Genomic DNA, 16,696 nt, shown 5'->3' on the forward strand with positions numbered 1-16,696 from the left:
TGTACGCTCCTTTACGTCACTCTGCCGACTTCGTTCGCGGCTTTTTCCATGCTGCGGTCATACGCCGTCAGCACCTTTTGATTCGCTTCAAATGCCCGGTACGCCGTCAGCATATCCGTCATTGTGCGGGCTGTATCTGTTGTGGACCCTTCAAGAAAGGATTGCTGAACAGTAAACGCCGCATCAGCAGCACCAAACGCTGTTGGAAGCGCCGCACCGTCTATGCGGTATAGTCCGTCCCCTTCTTTTATGAGCGCATTTGGATCCTCTGCATAGGCAACGCCGATTTGGGCCACCTCGGCACCATTTTCAGTGATACGGCCCTGACTGTCAACGATAAACTGATCCGAAGTCAGCTGTATACGGTCGCCTTCTGTATCTTGAACGTAAAGACCGGAAGCTGTTGTTAAATAGCCTTCAAGATCCAAAGTAAAGTTTCCATTGCGCGTGTAGCGCGTTTCGCCGGCTGCATTTTGAACCGTAAAAAAGACGGATTCGCCCTGCAATGCAAGATCGGTGGACAGCCCGGTTTCACGAATGTCACCTTGACGAAAATTTGGCATTGTTTCCTGTAAATAAACGCCGGTGTTTAAAGCGCCGACATATGGCTCGAATGGTAAATTCAGTTTATTTTTAACCGGGATGGATGTTTCATCAATACGCTGTAACAGCATTTCTGGAAAAGCACGCATGCTTGTCTGGTCTGCTTTATAGCCTGGTGTGTTCACGTTTGACATATTATTCGTTAAAATTTCTGTACGCCGCTGCTGAGCAATCATACCTGAAGCGGCTGTGTAAAACCCTCTAAACAAATTGTTCACCTCATTTTCAAGCAGTAGACACTAATTATATTATACAATAGAAAAAGCGGAAATTAACAGAAAATAATGCAGAATGAGACAAAGTTAGCAAGAGTTTTCTTCACGCACACCATCCTCCTGTGCGTTTAACAAAAAAAGCGGCGCAATGCACCTGAAATCAGGGTGAATTGCGCCGCTTTTTGAAAGAGCAGCTTCAATTGTTAGTAAACATGGAACAAAAGCTGCCCTATCCGTTTGTCCTGCATCAGTTACGCTGCTTTTTAGAAGAAAGCCGATCCATATTGTCGAGCATCATGCCCGTTCCGACTGCCACGCAGTTCATCGGGTTTTCCGCGATAAACACAGGCACTTTCAGTTCATTAGTCATAAGCTGATCCATGCCATGCAATAATGCGCCCCCGCCCGTCAGCATAACGCCGCGGTCGATAATGTCCGCCGACAGTTCAGGTGGTGTTTTCTCAAGGACATTTTTCGATGCCTGAACAATTTGCATGACGGATTCACGTAATGCCCCTTCAATCTCGGCTGAATTAATGGTCAGGATACGCGGAAGCCCGGTCATAATGTCGCGGCCGCGAATTTCCATTTCCTCATTGCGTGTTTTTGGATACACCGTGCCGACATTGACCTTGATGGCTTCCGCAGTACGTTCACCGATCAGCATTTTATATTCTTTCTTCACATAGCTCATAATATCTGCGTCAAATGTGTCGCCGGCTACCTTAATGGATTCAGCTGTGACAATCGCACCAAGGGATAAGACAGCGACATCCGTTGTACCGCCGCCGATATCAATGACCATGTTTCCGCTCGGCTCAAAAATATCCATACCGGCGCCCACTGCGGCGACTTTCGGCTCTTCTTCAAGATAAACCTTTTTGCCGCCGCTTTTTTCTGCCGCTTCCCGGATTGCTTTTTGTTCCACCGCTGTAATTTGTGTAGGACAGCAAATTAAAATGCGCGGCTTTGATAAAAATCCTTTAACATTCAATTTATTCATAAAATGTTTCAGCATTGATTCTGTCAAATCAAAATCGGCAATCACGCCATCACGAAGCGGACGAATCGCCACAATATTGCCCGGTGTCCGGCCGACCATCTGGTACGCTTCTTTTCCGACAGCCAGCACTTTATTGGTCGTGCGGTCTAAGGCGACGACGGACGGTTCATTCAACACGATGCCTTGTCCTTTTACATGAATGAGCACATTTGCTGTCCCGAGGTCGATCCCGATATCTTTAGATAACATGTTCCATTTCCCCCCTGCATTTTCTCTATCTATTATCATACCTTTTAGGTTTTATGTTCCAAATATTTATTTTAGCATATAAACGCCCAACAATGGACGAAATGTACCAAGAATGACGAAAAACCGTTTCTCCATTACAAAAAGTCCCGCCATCAGTATAGTCGGCGGGACCCAATCCGATTCAATTTGCAGATTTCCATTTTTCTTTTGTTGCTTCTCCTCCACGCAAGTGCCGGATCGATTTGTGGTAGTGTAAAATATGTTCGACGCGTGCCGATAATTCCGGACTGAGGCCCGGCAGCCGCTCCGTTAAGTCTTTATGGACAGTGCTTTTTGAAATACCAAATTCTTTTGCGATATCACGCACCGTTTTGTTCGTTTCGACGATATACACTCCGATTTTGAGCGCTCTTTCTTTGATGTAATCGCGCACATGCACGCCTCCTTCACCGGAACCGGGACGGGCGAAATGAGACTTTGCTTCTGTAGATTCGAGCAGATGCGCATCTTTATTCATTGTTTCGGGGCGGTCTCATTCCAGGAGCCCCTTTCCTTTTTACTACCATATGATCATTTCCCGGGAAATATGAATGGTTATTTCCATTCGGCTGCCGCTTTTCCATACAGTGTATTCGGATTTAATGCACTGCCGTCTTTCTCAACTTCAAAGTGAACATGGATGCCGGCAGATTCATTCATCAAACTCCTGCCTGCTTCCCCGAGCTTGTCACCCTGCTTCACTTTATCGCCTTTCTTCACTTGAATATCCGTTACGGATTGGAATGTGGTCAAGATGCTGTCTCCATGATCAATTTCGATATAATTGCCCAAAAATGCGTCTTCACGAACATCCGTGACAGTGCCGGAGAGCGGGGCCGTTACATCAAAGGTTTTCCCATTCTCTAGTACGTAGTCGATGCCTGAACTTTCATAATACGTGTCGTTATAGACGACAAGTGCTTTTTGCTGATCATCTTCAGCTGCTTTTTCATCGTAAAAGGATGTTTTGACAATCACTTCCGCATTGGAAGGCTTGCTCATTTTTTCCGGTGTGCCATTTACACTGATTGTTGTATCATTCATGTCATTTGAAGCAGGTACCGGTTCTGTAACAGCCGTTTCATCCTTGTCACGGTCCATCACTTCATACATCATGAGACTGGAAATAAGTAAAATGGCGCAAGCGAGATAGATTGCCGGCAGTGCTCTTCTTTTCATGAAAAAGTCCTTCAATTTTGGGGGGAGAGATTTTTTTCCGCCCTCATTCATGTTCATCACCTCATCATGCAGTGTGAACAGGTAAAGGATTTTTTATACATGTGTGTAACAATATTCCTAAAATCGTTAAAAAAATGCCACAAACAATAAAAAAAGCACTGCGATGAGATGATAAAATCAATATATTGTCATGTCGTGAATGAGGTGTGGAAGTGAAAAAATTGATACGATTATTGTCGATGGCGGCACCTGTCGTTTACATGATTGCCATTTGGATCATGTCAGGTCTTCCGCACGATACGATTATGGATTTACCTGATCAATCCGTTGATCGGTTTATAAAAGAGGCACTCCATCTATTTGAATTTGCGATCTTGTACGGATTGATTATTAATGCTTTTTTAGTGAATGGCAAACTGACACCGCTCATCAGTTTGGCAGCAGCCATCTTTGCTTCCTTTTACGGGCTGGCAGATGAAATTCATCAGGCCTTTGTGCCGTACCGTTCAGCTACAGTAATCGATGCCATTAAAGATGTGACGGGTGTCCTTATTGCTTTTACGTTCGTTAAATATATGTATTTTGAAAAAAATTCACGGATCGGCCGCTGGATGGCAGAGTTCAGTGAATGGGCACGTCCGCATTAATAAAAACTGCGGACGTCATTTTTTATTTTTTTAAAAAAGCTTCTGCGGATTCAATCGCTGCTCCGGGATAATAATGGGCGGTGATTTCTAAATAATTATTTCCTTCTTTTGCCATTCCGTTCGCTCCGTATTGGCTCATCCCGACGCCATGTCCATATCCTTTTGTCGTAATGATCACTTTGTCACCGGAAGATTGTATATGAAAATCCGCAGATGGAAGTCCGAGTGCCTCCCTTATTTCCCGTCCTGTAAAGGTTTTTTCACCGAGTTTTATTTTGGCAACGCGGCCGCCTGCTGTCCGTGCTGTCACCGTCCCCGCCTCCCCGGCTGCCGTCAAAGAGACACCAAGCTTCTCTTCCACCTGAGTACGCGGCATAACCATTTCCTGCTCAAAATTTGGTGCTTCTTCATCCCAGGGGCTGTCCACGCTGATCAAATACGGAAGCGGTGACTGCCAGTAATCTTCCGCATTTTCCGTTTTGCCGTTGCCCGATGAAAAAAAAGCAGCCGTAATGGGGGCTCCGTTATACGTCAGCACTTCCCCTTCTGTTTCTTTTGCCGCTTCCTCTATCTTTTTCTTATTTTGAGCGTAATCTGCACCCCATATTTCTTTTAATTCTGCCTCGTCCTTAAATACTTGATCATCAACCGTATCCGTCACTTCCAATCCAGCGAGCGTCTGCGTCAAAATAAAGGTTCTGGCGGCCACTGCCTGCGCTTTTAATGCCTCTTTTTCAAACGACGCCGGCATTTCAGCCGCAACAACACCGGCCACATATTCTTCAAGAGGGACGGTTTCTGTTTGCCGGGTGTCTGATCGGACAACGTCAACTGACGGCTCATCTTTTTCTTGAACGGCTTCTTCTTCCTCCGACAAAAAAAGCCCGACAGCTGGAATGGCTATGGCTGCGATCAAAATAAAAAGGAATAGATAAAACGGTTTTTTCAAAACAAAATCCCTCCTTGCTGTATAAAAAGGGATATGCATGACTATACTTATTATGACAAAACATAAAAAAACCGCCTGCCCAAACAGACGGTTTCTTTCATAATATAATAAAAATAAATTCAGCTTTTCACTGTGACCGGTGTTTCTGCTGTCTCCGTTACTCGTTCAATATCAGCACCGAGCGCAGCCAGTTTGCCATGGAAATTCACGTAACCGCGGTCAAGATGCTTCAGTTCCGTAACACGCGTATAACCGTCTGCGATAAGCCCAGCAACGATTAAAGCAGCAGCGGCACGTAAATCAGTCGCAGCCACTTCTGCTCCCTGCAGATTAGATGGCCCGTCAAGAATGACCGAACGCCCTTCAATCTTCACATTGGCATTCATGCGTCGAAACTCTTCGACATGCATAAAACGGTTTTCAAAAACCGTTTCTGTAATAACACCCGTTCCTTCTGCTTTCAACATAAGCGCCATCATTTGTGACTGCATATCTGTTGGAAAACCGGGATGCGGCATCGTTTTAATGTCCACCGATTTTAATTTTTCCGGTCCGATTACGCGAATGCCATTTTCTTCTTCGATAATCTTAATGCCCATTTCACGCATTTTGGCAATTAATGAGGACATGTGCTCGGCCACCGCGCCTTCAATCAGCACGTTACCGCCTGTAATGGCTGCTGCCGTCATAAATGTACCTGCTTCAATACGGTCTGGAATGATAGCATGATCCGCTCCTTGAAGAACGTCTACACCTTCAATGCGGATGGTTTCTGTTCCGGCACCGATGACTTTTCCTCCCATTTTATTAATGAGATTCGCAAGGTCCACAATTTCCGGTTCTTTTGCTGCGTTTTCAAGGATGGTTGTACCGTCTGCAAGCGCTGCAGCGGTCATGATGTTTTCAGTAGCGCCGACACTTGGGAAATCAAGATAAATTTTCGCCCCTTTAAGACGGCCATCTGTTTCCGCTTCAATAAATCCATTTTCAACACGGACTTTCGCACCCATCGCTTCGAAACCTTTTAAGTGCTGATCAATGGGACGTGAACCGATAGCACATCCGCCCGGTAAAGCCACACGTGCTTTTCCGTTCCGTGCAAGCAGCGCACCCATCACCAGGACAGACGCACGCATTTTACGAACGTATTCAAATGGTGCTTCAATTAAAAGCTGTTTCGTTGCATCAATTGTTACAGTATTGTTTTCAAATGTTACTTCGCAATTTAAGTGGCGCAATACTTCGTTGATCGTATATACATCGGATAAAGTCGGTACGTCACGAATGACACATTTCCCTTCTTTAGCCAGTAATGTCGCTGCAAGCACTGGCAGCACCGAGTTTTTTGCACCTTCAACTTTGACGGTCCCGTTCAATTGACGGCCGCCGCGGACGATAATTTTGTCCAAACTGTTCCCCTCCGCGTCCTTTTCTATTATACATATTCAAATCAGTGGACTGACGTGCCAGCCCTTTCCAATGTCTTTTCATAACTTCGACAAAACTTCTTAAAGCTTATCATCTTGTTCACGTTTCTAACAAGTGAAATTAAGCACATATTGTAGAAAATTTGTGAAATTGCTCAAGAAATCCATCTTTTTTTGTTTCCCCCTATAGATAACCGGCAAACCAAAATGATGAGCTTTTCACAAAATAACCCCATCCAAATTTATATTATTTTTCAAAAAAAGGCAAGTAGGTCAACACACTGATTTTTTATGAGAATAACATCGGCAGCTGCCGGGACCAGAGCAAGTAGTCAAGAAAGAAGCTGCTGACGGCGGAACCAATGACAATCGAAAGCAGCAAATAAAGGAGACGCGCTCTCGCCACCTGATTTTTTCGCAGTAATTTTTCAAAGCGGATCGCCTGCAGCGCCCAAAACGAAAGACCGATGAAAAATAAGCTCATGATCATGCTAATAAGCGCTTCCTGTCCGAATGATTCAATCATAGTTACATGGCTCCTTCTTTAGTTTATTCAGCGATCCGGGTTCGTTTCCCTTGAATCATTGTTCCATCATTCATAATTGCAGTTTATTAATCCGCGATGCCCGCGGATTGAAAAAAGCTGTCCAATCGTAGAAACGATGGACAGCTTTTTTTCTTATAATTTGCCTTGAGACACATTAATCCGGTTAGTCGCCCGTTTCAATGCGAGTTCGGCACGTTTAAAATCGATATGATCCTGCTTATCCTGCAAACGGCGTTCGGCGCGCATTTGCGCTTCTTTTGCACGGGCAACATCAATGTTTTCCGCTTTTTCAGCAGCTTGCGCTAATATCGTTACCTGATCAGGACGAACTTCGAGAAAGCCGCCGCTGATAGCGACCACTTCGGATGTGTTTCCGCCCAAAACAAGACGGACAGCACCGATTTGTAAGGGAGCGACCATCGGCACGTGGCCGGCCATGATGCCCAGCTCGCCGCTTTGTGCTTTCGCGCTGACGAGTTCCACGTTCGTATCCACTACCGGGCCGTCAGGAGTGACGATATTGACGTTAAATGTCTTCATAGCTAAACCTCCTGATCCCTATATTAAACTTGTGCACCCATCTCTTGCGCTTTCGCAACAACTTCTTCAATGCCGCCAACAAGACGGAACGCATCTTCAGGAAGGTTGTCGTGTTTGCCGTCAAGAATTTCTTTAAATCCGCGTACTGTATCTTGTACCTGTACATACGATCCTTTTTGGCCTGTGAACTGCTCGGCAACGTGGAAGTTTTGTGAAAGGAAGAATTGAATACGACGCGCACGCGCAACCGTCAATTTATCATCCTCTGACAATTCGTCCATACCAAGGATTGCAATGATATCCTGCAATTCTTTGTAGCGCTGCAATGTTTGCTGAACCGCACGCGCAACATTGTAGTGCTCTTCACCTACGATTTCAGGAGAAAGGGCACGTGATGTGGACGCGAGTGGATCTACCGCAGGGTAAATACCCATCTCAGAAAGTTTACGCTCAAGGTTCGTTGTCGCATCCAAATGGGCGAATGTTGTCGCCGGTGCCGGATCCGTATAGTCATCGGCCGGGACGTAAATCGCCTGGATCGATGTGACGGAACCTACGTTAGTAGATGTGATACGCTCTTGAAGCTGACCCATTTCCGTTGCAAGTGTCGGCTGGTAACCTACCGCAGATGGAAGACGGCCAAGAAGGGCAGATACTTCAGAACCTGCTTGCGTGAAACGGAAGATGTTATCGATGAAGAACAGTACGTCCTGTCCTTGATCATCACGGAAATATTCAGCCATTGTAAGACCTGTCAAGGCAACACGCATACGCGCACCAGGCGGCTCGTTCATTTGACCGAATACCATCGCTGTTTTTGAAATAACGCCGGAATCGCTCATCTCGTGGAAAAGGTCATTTCCTTCACGAGTACGTTCTCCAACACCTGCGAATACGGAAATACCACCGTGCTCCTGTGCGATGTTGTTGATCAATTCCTGAATAAGTACTGTTTTACCTACACCGGCACCGCCGAAGAGACCGATTTTACCGCCTTTAATATAAGGAGCAAGAAGGTCAACAACTTTAATACCCGTTTCTAAGATTTCAACTTCTGTTGAAAGCTGTTCGAATGTAGGTGCCTGACGGTGAATGGCATCGCGGCGTGCGCCTGCCTCAATTGGTGCTGCAAGGTCAATTGTTTCACCAAGTACGTTAAATACACGGCCGAGTGTAACATCTCCAACCGGTACAGAAATCGCGCTTCCTGTATCAATTACTTCCTGGTTACGCTGAAGGCCGTCTGTAGACGCCATCGCGATTGCACGGATGGAATCATCGCCAAGGTGCGTCGCTACTTCCAGCGTCAGTTCTGAAGCTTTATCACCGGCTTCAGCGGCGATTTGAACTTTCAAGGCGTTATAAATGGCAGGAAGTTGACCGTTTTCAAACTTAACGTCAACGACCGGACCCATGACTTGAAGAACGCGTCCTTTGTTCATCTTTTTCCCTCCTGTTTTACTAAATGTATAGTGATTGGGACTATTAACGTCCACTTTTTCGATTTATTCTAGTGCTGCTGCTCCGCCGACAATCTCTGTAATTTCTTGCGTGATGGCTGCCTGGCGCGCACGGTTGTATTGAAGAGTTAACGAGCTGATAAGCTCTTTGGCGTTGTCGGTCGCATTTTGCATAGCCGTCATACGCGCAGCGTGCTCACTCGCTTTTCCGTCAAGAAGGGCTCCGTAAATTAAGCTTTCTGCATATTGAGGAAGCAAAACTTCAAGAATTTCTTCTGCGGATGGTTCAAATTCATATGAAGAAAGACGGCCGCCTGACGATTCAATATCCGTCAAAGGCAAGACTTTCTTCTCCGTCACGTCCTGTTGGATCGCGTTGACGAAATGGTTGTAGTACATATAAAGCTCATCATATGTACCTTCTGAAAATAGATCGACGGTTTTACGTACGATCTCTTTCACGTCTGCAAAAGATGGCTGATCCGGAAGACCGGTGATGCTTTCAATTGCTTCGATGCCGCGCATGCGGAAGAAATCCCGTCCGACACGTCCGACAGCAATAACCACATACTCATCTTTCGATTTATGACGTTCTTGAATTTTCTTATATACGTAGCGCAAAATGCTGCTGTTATAGGCTCCCGCCAAACCGCGGTCCGATGTGATGACAAGGTACCCGGTTTTTTTAACGGGGCGGGAGACGAGCATCGGATGTGTTACATCTTTACTGCCGAGTGCGATTGACGCCACCACTTCCTGAATTTTCTCCATGTAGGGAACAAAGCTTTTCGCATTTGTTTCCGCACGGTTCAATTTAGAAGCAGATACCATTTGCATGGCTTTCGTAATCTGACTCGTCTTTTTTGTCGATGTAATACGTGTTTGTATGTCGCGTAACGATGCCACTTTCTCTCACCACCCTTTACTGTGTTTGATGACGCAGACAGGGCGGACGTCCGGTTGACGGTACCGCCCTCAATCTGCCATTATTCGGATTTCACAAACGATTTTTTAAACTCGTTGATCGCTGACTTCAATTCGTCATCAGACGGAAGTTCTTTCGTTGTGCGAATATGATCGTACACATTTGTGTGGTTTTTATCGAGCCAGTGTAACAGTTCATCTTCGAAACGAGTAATATCAGAAACCGGAATATCGTCAAGGTAACCGCGTGTCAAAGCATAAAGAATGACAACCTGGCGCTCAACTTTAAGCGGTTTGTTCAAGTCCTGTTTCAACACTTCAACTGTACGTGCACCACGGTTCAATTTTGCCTGCGTGATCGCATCAAGATCAGAACCGAACTGCGCGAATGCTTCAAGCTCACGGTAAGCGGCAAGGTCAAGACGAAGTGTACCTGCTACCTTTTTCATCGCTTTAATTTGCGCTGAACCACCAACACGTGATACAGAAAGACCCGCGTTGATCGCCGGACGTACGCCGGAGAAGAACAAGTCAGATTGAAGGAAGATCTGTCCATCTGTGATAGAAATAACATTCGTTGGAATGTAAGCAGAGATATCACCCGCTTGTGTTTCAACGAAAGGAAGAGCTGTAATTGAACCGGCACCAAGTGTATCGTTCAACTTCGCTGCACGCTCAAGCAAACGAGAATGCAAGTAGAATACGTCACCAGGGTAAGCTTCACGACCTGGAGGACGGCGAAGAAGAAGGGAAAGTTCACGGTAAGCTGCCGCTTGTTTAGAAAGATCATCATATACGATCAAAACGTGCTTGCCGTTGAACATAAATTCTTCCGCCATTGAAACGCCTGTGTAAGGTGCAAGGAACAACATTGGAGCCGGCTGTGATGCTGAAGCCGTCACAACGATTGTGTAGTCAAGTGCACCGTGTTTACGAAGTGTTTCAACTGCGTTACGTACCGTTGATTCTTTTTGGCCGATCGCAACGTAAATACAAACCATATCTTGATCACGCTGGTTCAAGATTGTATCGATTGCAACCGTTGTTTTACCTGTTTGACGGTCACCAATGATTAATTCACGCTGACCGCGGCCGATTGGCACAAGGGCGTCAATCGCTTTAATCCCTGTTTGCAATGGCTCATGAACTGATTTACGGTCCATAACGCCTGTTGCCGGGCTTTCGATTGGACGAGTTTTTGTCGTGTTAATTGGACCAAGACCATCGACTGGCTGACCAAGTGAGTTAACAACGCGGCCGATCAGCTCTTCGCCAACCGGTACTTCCATGATGCGGCCTGTGCGGCGCACTTCATCGCCTTCTTTGATGCCTGTATAAGGACCAAGAATGATAATACCTACGTTGTTTTCTTCCAGGTTTTGAGCCATACCCATGACGCCGTTTGAGAACTCAAGAAGCTCTCCCGCCATAACGTTGTCGAGGCCATGAGCACGTGCGATACCGTCCCCAACCTGGATGACAGTACCGACGTCGCTAACTGTAATATCGGACTGGAAGTTTTCAATTTGCTTTTTTATCAGCGCACTGATTTCTTCAGCTTTGATGCTCATGCATGTCACCCCTCAGTTTCTTCAAGAAGCATTTCTGCTTCTTTCTAATTTATGAATTCGTTGTAAGTTGTTTTTCAAGACGGTTCAGCTTGCCGCGCAAACTGCCGTCAAAAATGCGGTTTCCAATGCGGACTTTTAAACCGCCCAGCAATTCCGGATCCACAATGTTTTCAATGTTAAGTGTCTGCTTCCCGACTTTTCGGGAGAAAGCAGCAGATACAGCTGTTTCTTCAACAGGTGATAGCGGACGGACAGAATACACACGTGCATCTGCTGTACCACGCTCTTCATTTGCCAATTCAATAAATTCATCACAAACAAATGTCACTTCAATTGTGCGGTGACGCTGAACGAGCAATTTCAATGTATTGACCACAGGTGAAGAAGCCTGTGCAAAAGCGGATTGAACGAAAGCCTGTTTGTTTACAATAGAGAGCTTCGGTGATTCGAGAAGTGTTTGAAGTTCTTTGTTCTCACTGAATACCTGCTTGACAACGCGCAGTTCCTGTTCTATTTCCACCACTTGGTTCTGTTCTTTCGCCAGTTCAAAAAGCGCGATCGCGTAGCGTTTTGCCGCTCCGGATTTACTCATCGCTCTTCGCCTGCCTCTTTAATGTACTCATTAATCAGCTGTTCTTGATCGGCAACTGAAAGTTCTTTTTCAATGACTTTCGATGCGATCATTACAGACAATGCGGCAACCTGCTCGCGCAGTGCAGCCATCGCCTGGTCTTTTTCCTGTGCGATTTCAAGCTTCGCAGATTCTTTCAAGCGTTCAGATTCAGCGCGGGCAGCCGCAATGATCTCCGCTTTTTGCTCTTCGCCAAGTTTTTTGGCATTTTCGATTGTATTTTGCGCTTCAAGACGAGCTGCTTTTAACTCGGCACGCGTTTCTTCCAATAGTTGATTCGCTTCGACACGGCTTTTTTCTGCCGCTTCGATTTCAGATGCAATGTGCTCTTCACGCTGCTGCATGATGCCCATAAGCGGACCCCAGGCATATTTCTTCAGCAATGCGAGCAAGATGATAAACATAGCAAGCTGGAACAGGATATCGCCGCCATTAAAACCGGCTCCGGCTCCAAGTACGTATGCGTTTGTCGTCACGATCATTTCACTCCCTTCAAGAGGTTCCGACTCTCCCTGCATAGGGAAAGAAATTCATTCATAATATGCCTTAATTGCCATTTAAACATAAAGCAATGGCGAAGGTTCGCATTGAAATGTGATCTTCGCCATTGGGCTCACACGACGTGAGTCATGAATGCGTTGCCGCAGGACGCGGCACAGCATTCAATCCTTATTATTGTCCAGCTCCGGGCGCTAGAGGCTCGGGTCATAAGTCAGCCTTATGCCTGTCGCCTCTAAACGAACGCCAGCCGCGGGCCCGCGTGATGCGGGTCACGAATGCGTTGCCGCAGGACGCGGCGTTCTTAGCATTCGATCCCTTAATTATTGACCTTGTACCATGAACGCGATAACTACGGCGATGATCGGAATCGCCTCTACTAGTGCTACCCCGATGAACATTGTTGTTTGAAGCATACCACGTGCTTCTGGCTGACGAGCCATACCTTCGACTGTTTTCGATACGATCAGACCGTTACCTACACCGGCACCAACGGCCGCTAAACCAATTGCAATTGCTGCTGCTAAAAGACCCATTTTAATTTTTCCTCCTTATTTTTAAAAGCATGATTTACTAGCATAAAGATTTGTCCAGAAACTGAACAGTAAATATTTTAATGGTCGCTGCTCACTTTGTGGGCAATATAAACCATTGTTAACATTGTGAAAATGAATGCCTGAATGGCACCGATAAAGACTGAGAATCCCATCCAAGCAAGCGTTGGAATAACCGCCGCCAGATGACCGCCGACTCCAGTTGCAAGTGATCCTGCAAGGAGCGTCAGCAAAATTTCCCCCGCGAAAATGTTACCGTAAAGCCGCAGACCGAGCGTCAGCGTATTCGCAAACTCTTCAATCAGCTTCAGCGGAAACATAAACCACATCGGACGGAAAAAGTCTTTTCCATATTCGGAAAAACCTTTCATGCGGATGCCGTAGTAATGTGACAATCCGACAACCATCACTGCCAGCGTCAACGTAATAACCGGATCAGCTGTCGGTGATTTCCACCATAGTTCATTATCGTATACAATTGCGAACGGAAGTCCAAGCATGTTCGATACGAAAATGTACATAATTAATGTGATGCCAAGAATGTGAAAGCGACCACCGGTTTTCCAGTCCATGTTGCTTTTAACAATTCCTTTAACAAAGTCCATAACCCATTCAAAGAAGTTTTGAATGCCTGTCGGTTTCATCGCCAGATTACGTGTTGCGGCAATCGCAATTAAAAAGACAATTAAACTTGCAACGGTAACCATTAAAATGTTGGACAGGTTGAACGTCAAAGTGACCCCGAAAATATCGACGTCACGTAACGGAGACTCGTGACCCAAATTATTTCACCTCTCTTTCCCGTTCGTGCGTTTTATAAAATGTTGGATTCCAAAATCTATCATAATCACCGCATAAGCAGTCATTAATCCAATAACGGTACTGATCAAATGGAATTGATCAGGGTTTTGGAGAGCGATCATCGCCGCAAGTGCCGCTGAACCCATTCGCAAAATCGTACCAAGAGACGGAATTTTACGGCCTTCTTCCACTGCTTTGCTGAAGCGTTCAATCCGCTTCGAAATAATCCAGTGATTATAAAGGCTGAGCGAAGTCCCAAGAACAAGACCTGCGTATATAGCCTGCGCCGATGTGAATCCCCAGCCAAGTACAAAGATGGCGAGCAGATAAAGCAAGTATTTTCGCTGTCGTTTAATGGAATGCTGGAGTTCGGGCATAAAAAGCTAGTCTCCTGAGTTGAAATGTTGAATTGTACGCAGCATGGCATAAATTCCTGCCGAGAGTCCTCCCAGCAGTCCGATGATTAAAAAAAGAGGCACTGTATTGAAACGTTTGTCAAGCGCCAAGCCGGCAAAAATACCGGCGATCATGGATCCGGCGAGCTGGGCTAAAACGGTGCTATAAAGCGCCATAGCCCTAAAAGGTCGGTTTTCTTGATCCCGGTTCATCACACACCTCGTTTAGCATGCTTGAATACGTTTAAAGCAGCGGCAAAAAAAACGGTTTCACTATGTATAAAATCCAATCTCCTTACCCTTTGTTAGCATACAATAGCCCTTTTTCAATGTCAATGTGTTGTGAACGAAAACCTCATTGGAATGCAGGGATTATTCACAAAATGCTCAAATTTTTTCACTGTTTCCCGAACAATTATTTCAATATAACAGAAGGTCGTCCGTTATTTACGGACGACCTTCTTATTTTATTTCGCTCTAAAACGCTCCGGTGCTTTGTCCGCCGCGTTAAAATAGTAGCGGATGGCATCGCAGATTCGGCGTGACGCTTCGCCATCGCCGTATGGATTGGACGCTTTCGACATTTTCTCATAGGCCGCATCATTTGTTAACAGCTCTGACGCCAGTGAGTAAATGGTTTCTTCATCTGTACCGGCAAGTTTCAGCGTGCCCGCGTCGATCCCTTCCGGACGCTCTGTCGTATCACGCAGCACAAGAACCGGTACCCCCAATGACGGTGCTTCTTCCTGAACGCCGCCGGAATCGGTCAAAATAATGTGCGCGCGCTCCGCAAAGTTATGAAAATCAATCACATCAAGCGGTTCGATTAAATGAATGCGCGGATCATTGCCGAGAATGGAATCCGCGGTTTCCCGAACGACCGGATTTAAATGAACGGGATAGACCACTTGTATACCTTCATGATCGTCAACGAGACGTTTAATCGCGCGGAACATATTTTTCATCGGTTCGCCCAGGTTTTCACGGCGGTGTGCGGTCATCAATACGAGACGGTCCGAGCCGAGCTGCTCCAGTACCTCATGTGTATAGTCTTCTTTCACTGTCGTCTTCAATGCATCAATAGCCGTGTTTCCTGTTACGAAAATCGATTCTTTCTTTTTGTTTTCATTCAGCAGATTTTGCTCGGATTGCTCGGTTGGTGAAAAATGAAGATCTGCCATAACGCCCGTAAGCTGACGATTCATTTCTTCCGGGTACGGTGAATATTTATTCCATGTGCGAAGGCCCGCTTCTACGTGACCGATGGCAATCTGGTTATAAAACGCGGCAAGGCCGGCTATAAATGTCGTTGTTGTGTCCCCATGAACAAGCACAATATCCGGTTTCACTTCTTTCATGACCGCATCCAGTCCTTCAAGACCGCGCGTGGTCACATCGATCAGCGTTTGCCGGTCTTTCATAATGTTCAAGTCATAATCCGGCGTAATGTTGAAAATATTGAGCACCTGGTCAAGCATTTGGCGGTGCTGCGCTGTGACAGTCACAATGGCTTCAAATTCATCCGGGCGGTTTTTGAGTTCCAAAACGAGCGGCGCCATTTTAATTGCTTCCGGCCGCGTGCCGAAAATCGTCATTACTTTAATCGGGCGATCCATTATCTCTCCACCTGCTTTTCTTTATTTTGTTCCGAATAAACGGTCCCCGGCATCGCCAAGACCTGGAACAATGTACCCTTTTTCGTTTAATTTTTCATCGAGTGCGGCAATATAAATATCCACGTCCGGATGTGCATCCTTAATGGCATCAACGCCTTCCGGAGCAGCAATCAGGCACATAAATTTAATGTTTTTCGCACCGCGTTTTTTGAGCGAGTTGATCGCTTCAACCGCGGAGCCGCCTGTTGCAAGCATTGGATCAACAACGATAAAATCGCGCTCTTCCACATCTGACGGCAGCTTGACGTAATATTCAACAGGCTGCAATGTTTCCGGATCGCGATACAGACCAACATGTCCCACTTTCGCAGCCGGAATCAGCTTCAATACACCGTCAACCATGCCGATACCCGCGCGCAAAATAGGCACGATGCCAAGCTTTTTACCGGCAAGAACTTTCGCTTTCGCATCGCATACAGGTGTTTGAACCGTTACTTCTTCAAGTGGAAGATCGCGTGTAATTTCAAACGCCATCAATGTCGCTACTTCATCTGTCAGTTCACGAAAATCTTTTGTTCCTGTTTCTTTATCACGGATCATCGTCAGCTTATGCTGAATTAACGGATGATCGAATACATATACTTTTCCCATTATTCCACTCCTCAATGTTACATTCACAATTTCCTTGTCAAAGTTCTTTCCTATTTTACTTGAAAAGAGTAGGGCGGGCAACAAAATGACCGGCGCATGGAAAAATCGAAATTTTCGTGAATAAACTGCAGGAAGCGCAGCCATTTTTGCTTTTCCGCGGCGAAACAAAAAAACTGCCGGTTCATGACCGGCAGTCC

The 16,696-nt window shown here is 46.0% G+C and carries 20 protein-coding genes; 1 reads left to right on the forward strand and 19 read right to left on the reverse strand.

Going from position 1 to position 16,696, the window contains the following annotated elements; all coding sequences use genetic code 11:
* Window positions 1-11: 11 nt before the first annotated feature.
* From BTO30_RS01700 to BTO30_RS01715, 4 genes are all read right to left on the reverse strand, one after another.
* A complete protein-coding gene (locus BTO30_RS01700) occupies window positions 12-812 on the reverse strand; it encodes a flagellar hook-basal body protein (protein ID WP_075396970.1) in 801 nt (266 codons plus the stop codon).
* 253 nt (window positions 813-1,065) lie between these two features.
* Window positions 1,066-2,070, reverse strand: a complete 1,005-nt coding sequence (gene mreB / locus BTO30_RS01705; RefSeq protein ID WP_075396971.1) for a rod shape-determining protein — start codon at window positions 2,068-2,070, stop codon at window positions 1,066-1,068.
* 181 nt (window positions 2,071-2,251) lie between these two features.
* Window positions 2,252-2,503 (reverse strand): sporulation transcriptional regulator SpoIIID, encoded by a 252-nt coding sequence (gene spoIIID / locus BTO30_RS01710; RefSeq protein ID WP_075397063.1) that lies wholly within the window; start codon window positions 2,501-2,503, stop codon window positions 2,252-2,254.
* 161 nt (window positions 2,504-2,664) lie between these two features.
* A complete protein-coding gene (locus tag BTO30_RS01715; RefSeq protein WP_158023554.1) occupies window positions 2,665-3,288 on the reverse strand; it encodes a M23 family metallopeptidase in 624 nt (207 codons plus the stop codon).
* 212 nt (window positions 3,289-3,500) lie between these two features.
* Between BTO30_RS01715 and BTO30_RS01720 the strand changes: the two genes are divergently transcribed.
* Complete coding sequence (locus BTO30_RS01720) at window positions 3,501-3,935, forward strand: VanZ family protein (RefSeq protein ID WP_083632245.1); 435 nt, start codon at window positions 3,501-3,503, stop codon at window positions 3,933-3,935.
* Window positions 3,936-3,957: 22 nt separating this feature from the next.
* Here the strand turns inward: BTO30_RS01720 and spoIID are convergent, their stop codons facing one another.
* The 15 genes from spoIID to upp all read right to left on the reverse strand — a co-directional run bounded on the left by spoIID (window position 3,958) and on the right by upp (window position 16,499).
* Window positions 3,958-4,923: a stage II sporulation protein D gene (spoIID, locus tag BTO30_RS01725; protein WP_075396973.1), complete on the reverse strand. Its 966-nt coding sequence runs from the start codon at window positions 4,921-4,923 to the stop codon at window positions 3,958-3,960.
* Between the two features lie 80 nt (window positions 4,924-5,003).
* Window positions 5,004-6,293 carry a UDP-N-acetylglucosamine 1-carboxyvinyltransferase gene (gene murA, locus BTO30_RS01730; protein ID WP_075396974.1) on the reverse strand — a complete coding sequence of 430 codons (1,290 nt, stop codon included), beginning with the start codon at window positions 6,291-6,293 and terminating at the stop codon, window positions 5,004-5,006.
* Between the two features lie 307 nt (window positions 6,294-6,600).
* The gene (locus tag BTO30_RS01735; protein WP_075396975.1) at window positions 6,601-6,837 is read right to left on the reverse strand and encodes a DUF1146 family protein; all 237 of its coding nucleotides are present in this window, start codon (window positions 6,835-6,837) and stop codon (window positions 6,601-6,603) included.
* A 153-nt stretch (window positions 6,838-6,990) separates the two neighbouring features.
* Window positions 6,991-7,398, reverse strand: coding sequence for a F0F1 ATP synthase subunit epsilon (locus BTO30_RS01740; protein WP_075396976.1), 408 nt, complete (start codon window positions 7,396-7,398; stop codon window positions 6,991-6,993).
* A 23-nt stretch (window positions 7,399-7,421) separates the two neighbouring features.
* A complete protein-coding gene (atpD, locus tag BTO30_RS01745) occupies window positions 7,422-8,840 on the reverse strand; it encodes a F0F1 ATP synthase subunit beta (protein ID WP_075396977.1) in 1,419 nt (472 codons plus the stop codon).
* 63 nt (window positions 8,841-8,903) lie between these two features.
* The gene (locus BTO30_RS01750) at window positions 8,904-9,764 is read right to left on the reverse strand and encodes a F0F1 ATP synthase subunit gamma (RefSeq protein WP_075396978.1); all 861 of its coding nucleotides are present in this window, start codon (window positions 9,762-9,764) and stop codon (window positions 8,904-8,906) included.
* Window positions 9,765-9,844: 80 nt separating this feature from the next.
* The gene (gene atpA, locus BTO30_RS01755) at window positions 9,845-11,353 is read right to left on the reverse strand and encodes a F0F1 ATP synthase subunit alpha (protein ID WP_075396979.1); all 1,509 of its coding nucleotides are present in this window, start codon (window positions 11,351-11,353) and stop codon (window positions 9,845-9,847) included.
* A 49-nt stretch (window positions 11,354-11,402) separates the two neighbouring features.
* Window positions 11,403-11,945, reverse strand: a complete 543-nt coding sequence (locus tag BTO30_RS01760; protein WP_075396980.1) for a F0F1 ATP synthase subunit delta — start codon at window positions 11,943-11,945, stop codon at window positions 11,403-11,405.
* The gene (gene atpF, locus BTO30_RS01765; RefSeq protein ID WP_211272806.1) at window positions 11,942-12,466 is read right to left on the reverse strand and encodes a F0F1 ATP synthase subunit B; all 525 of its coding nucleotides are present in this window, start codon (window positions 12,464-12,466) and stop codon (window positions 11,942-11,944) included. Before atpF ends, BTO30_RS01760 begins: the two co-directional genes overlap by 4 nt.
* A 339-nt stretch (window positions 12,467-12,805) precedes the next feature.
* Window positions 12,806-13,018, reverse strand: coding sequence for a F0F1 ATP synthase subunit C (gene atpE, locus BTO30_RS01770; RefSeq protein WP_045852010.1), 213 nt, complete (start codon window positions 13,016-13,018; stop codon window positions 12,806-12,808).
* A 77-nt stretch (window positions 13,019-13,095) separates the two neighbouring features.
* The gene (gene atpB, locus BTO30_RS01775; protein ID WP_075396981.1) at window positions 13,096-13,818 is read right to left on the reverse strand and encodes a F0F1 ATP synthase subunit A; all 723 of its coding nucleotides are present in this window, start codon (window positions 13,816-13,818) and stop codon (window positions 13,096-13,098) included.
* Window positions 13,819-13,824: 6 nt separating this feature from the next.
* Window positions 13,825-14,214, reverse strand: coding sequence for an ATP synthase subunit I (locus BTO30_RS01780; RefSeq protein ID WP_075396982.1), 390 nt, complete (start codon window positions 14,212-14,214; stop codon window positions 13,825-13,827).
* Window positions 14,215-14,220: 6 nt separating this feature from the next.
* Window positions 14,221-14,445 (reverse strand): AtpZ/AtpI family protein, encoded by a 225-nt coding sequence (locus BTO30_RS01785; RefSeq protein WP_075396983.1) that lies wholly within the window; start codon window positions 14,443-14,445, stop codon window positions 14,221-14,223.
* A gap of 254 nt (window positions 14,446-14,699) precedes the next feature.
* Window positions 14,700-15,848 carry a non-hydrolyzing UDP-N-acetylglucosamine 2-epimerase gene (gene wecB / locus BTO30_RS01790; protein WP_075396984.1) on the reverse strand — a complete coding sequence of 383 codons (1,149 nt, stop codon included), beginning with the start codon at window positions 15,846-15,848 and terminating at the stop codon, window positions 14,700-14,702.
* A gap of 21 nt (window positions 15,849-15,869) precedes the next feature.
* On the reverse strand, window positions 15,870-16,499 hold the full coding sequence (gene upp, locus BTO30_RS01795) for a uracil phosphoribosyltransferase (RefSeq protein ID WP_075396985.1): 630 nt from the start codon (window positions 16,497-16,499) through the stop codon (window positions 15,870-15,872).
* Between the last annotated feature and the right edge of the window lie 197 nt (window positions 16,500-16,696).

It is taken from the genome of Domibacillus antri (assembly GCF_001936625.1).
Lineage (GTDB): Bacteria > Bacillota > Bacilli > Bacillales > Domibacillaceae > Domibacillus > Domibacillus antri.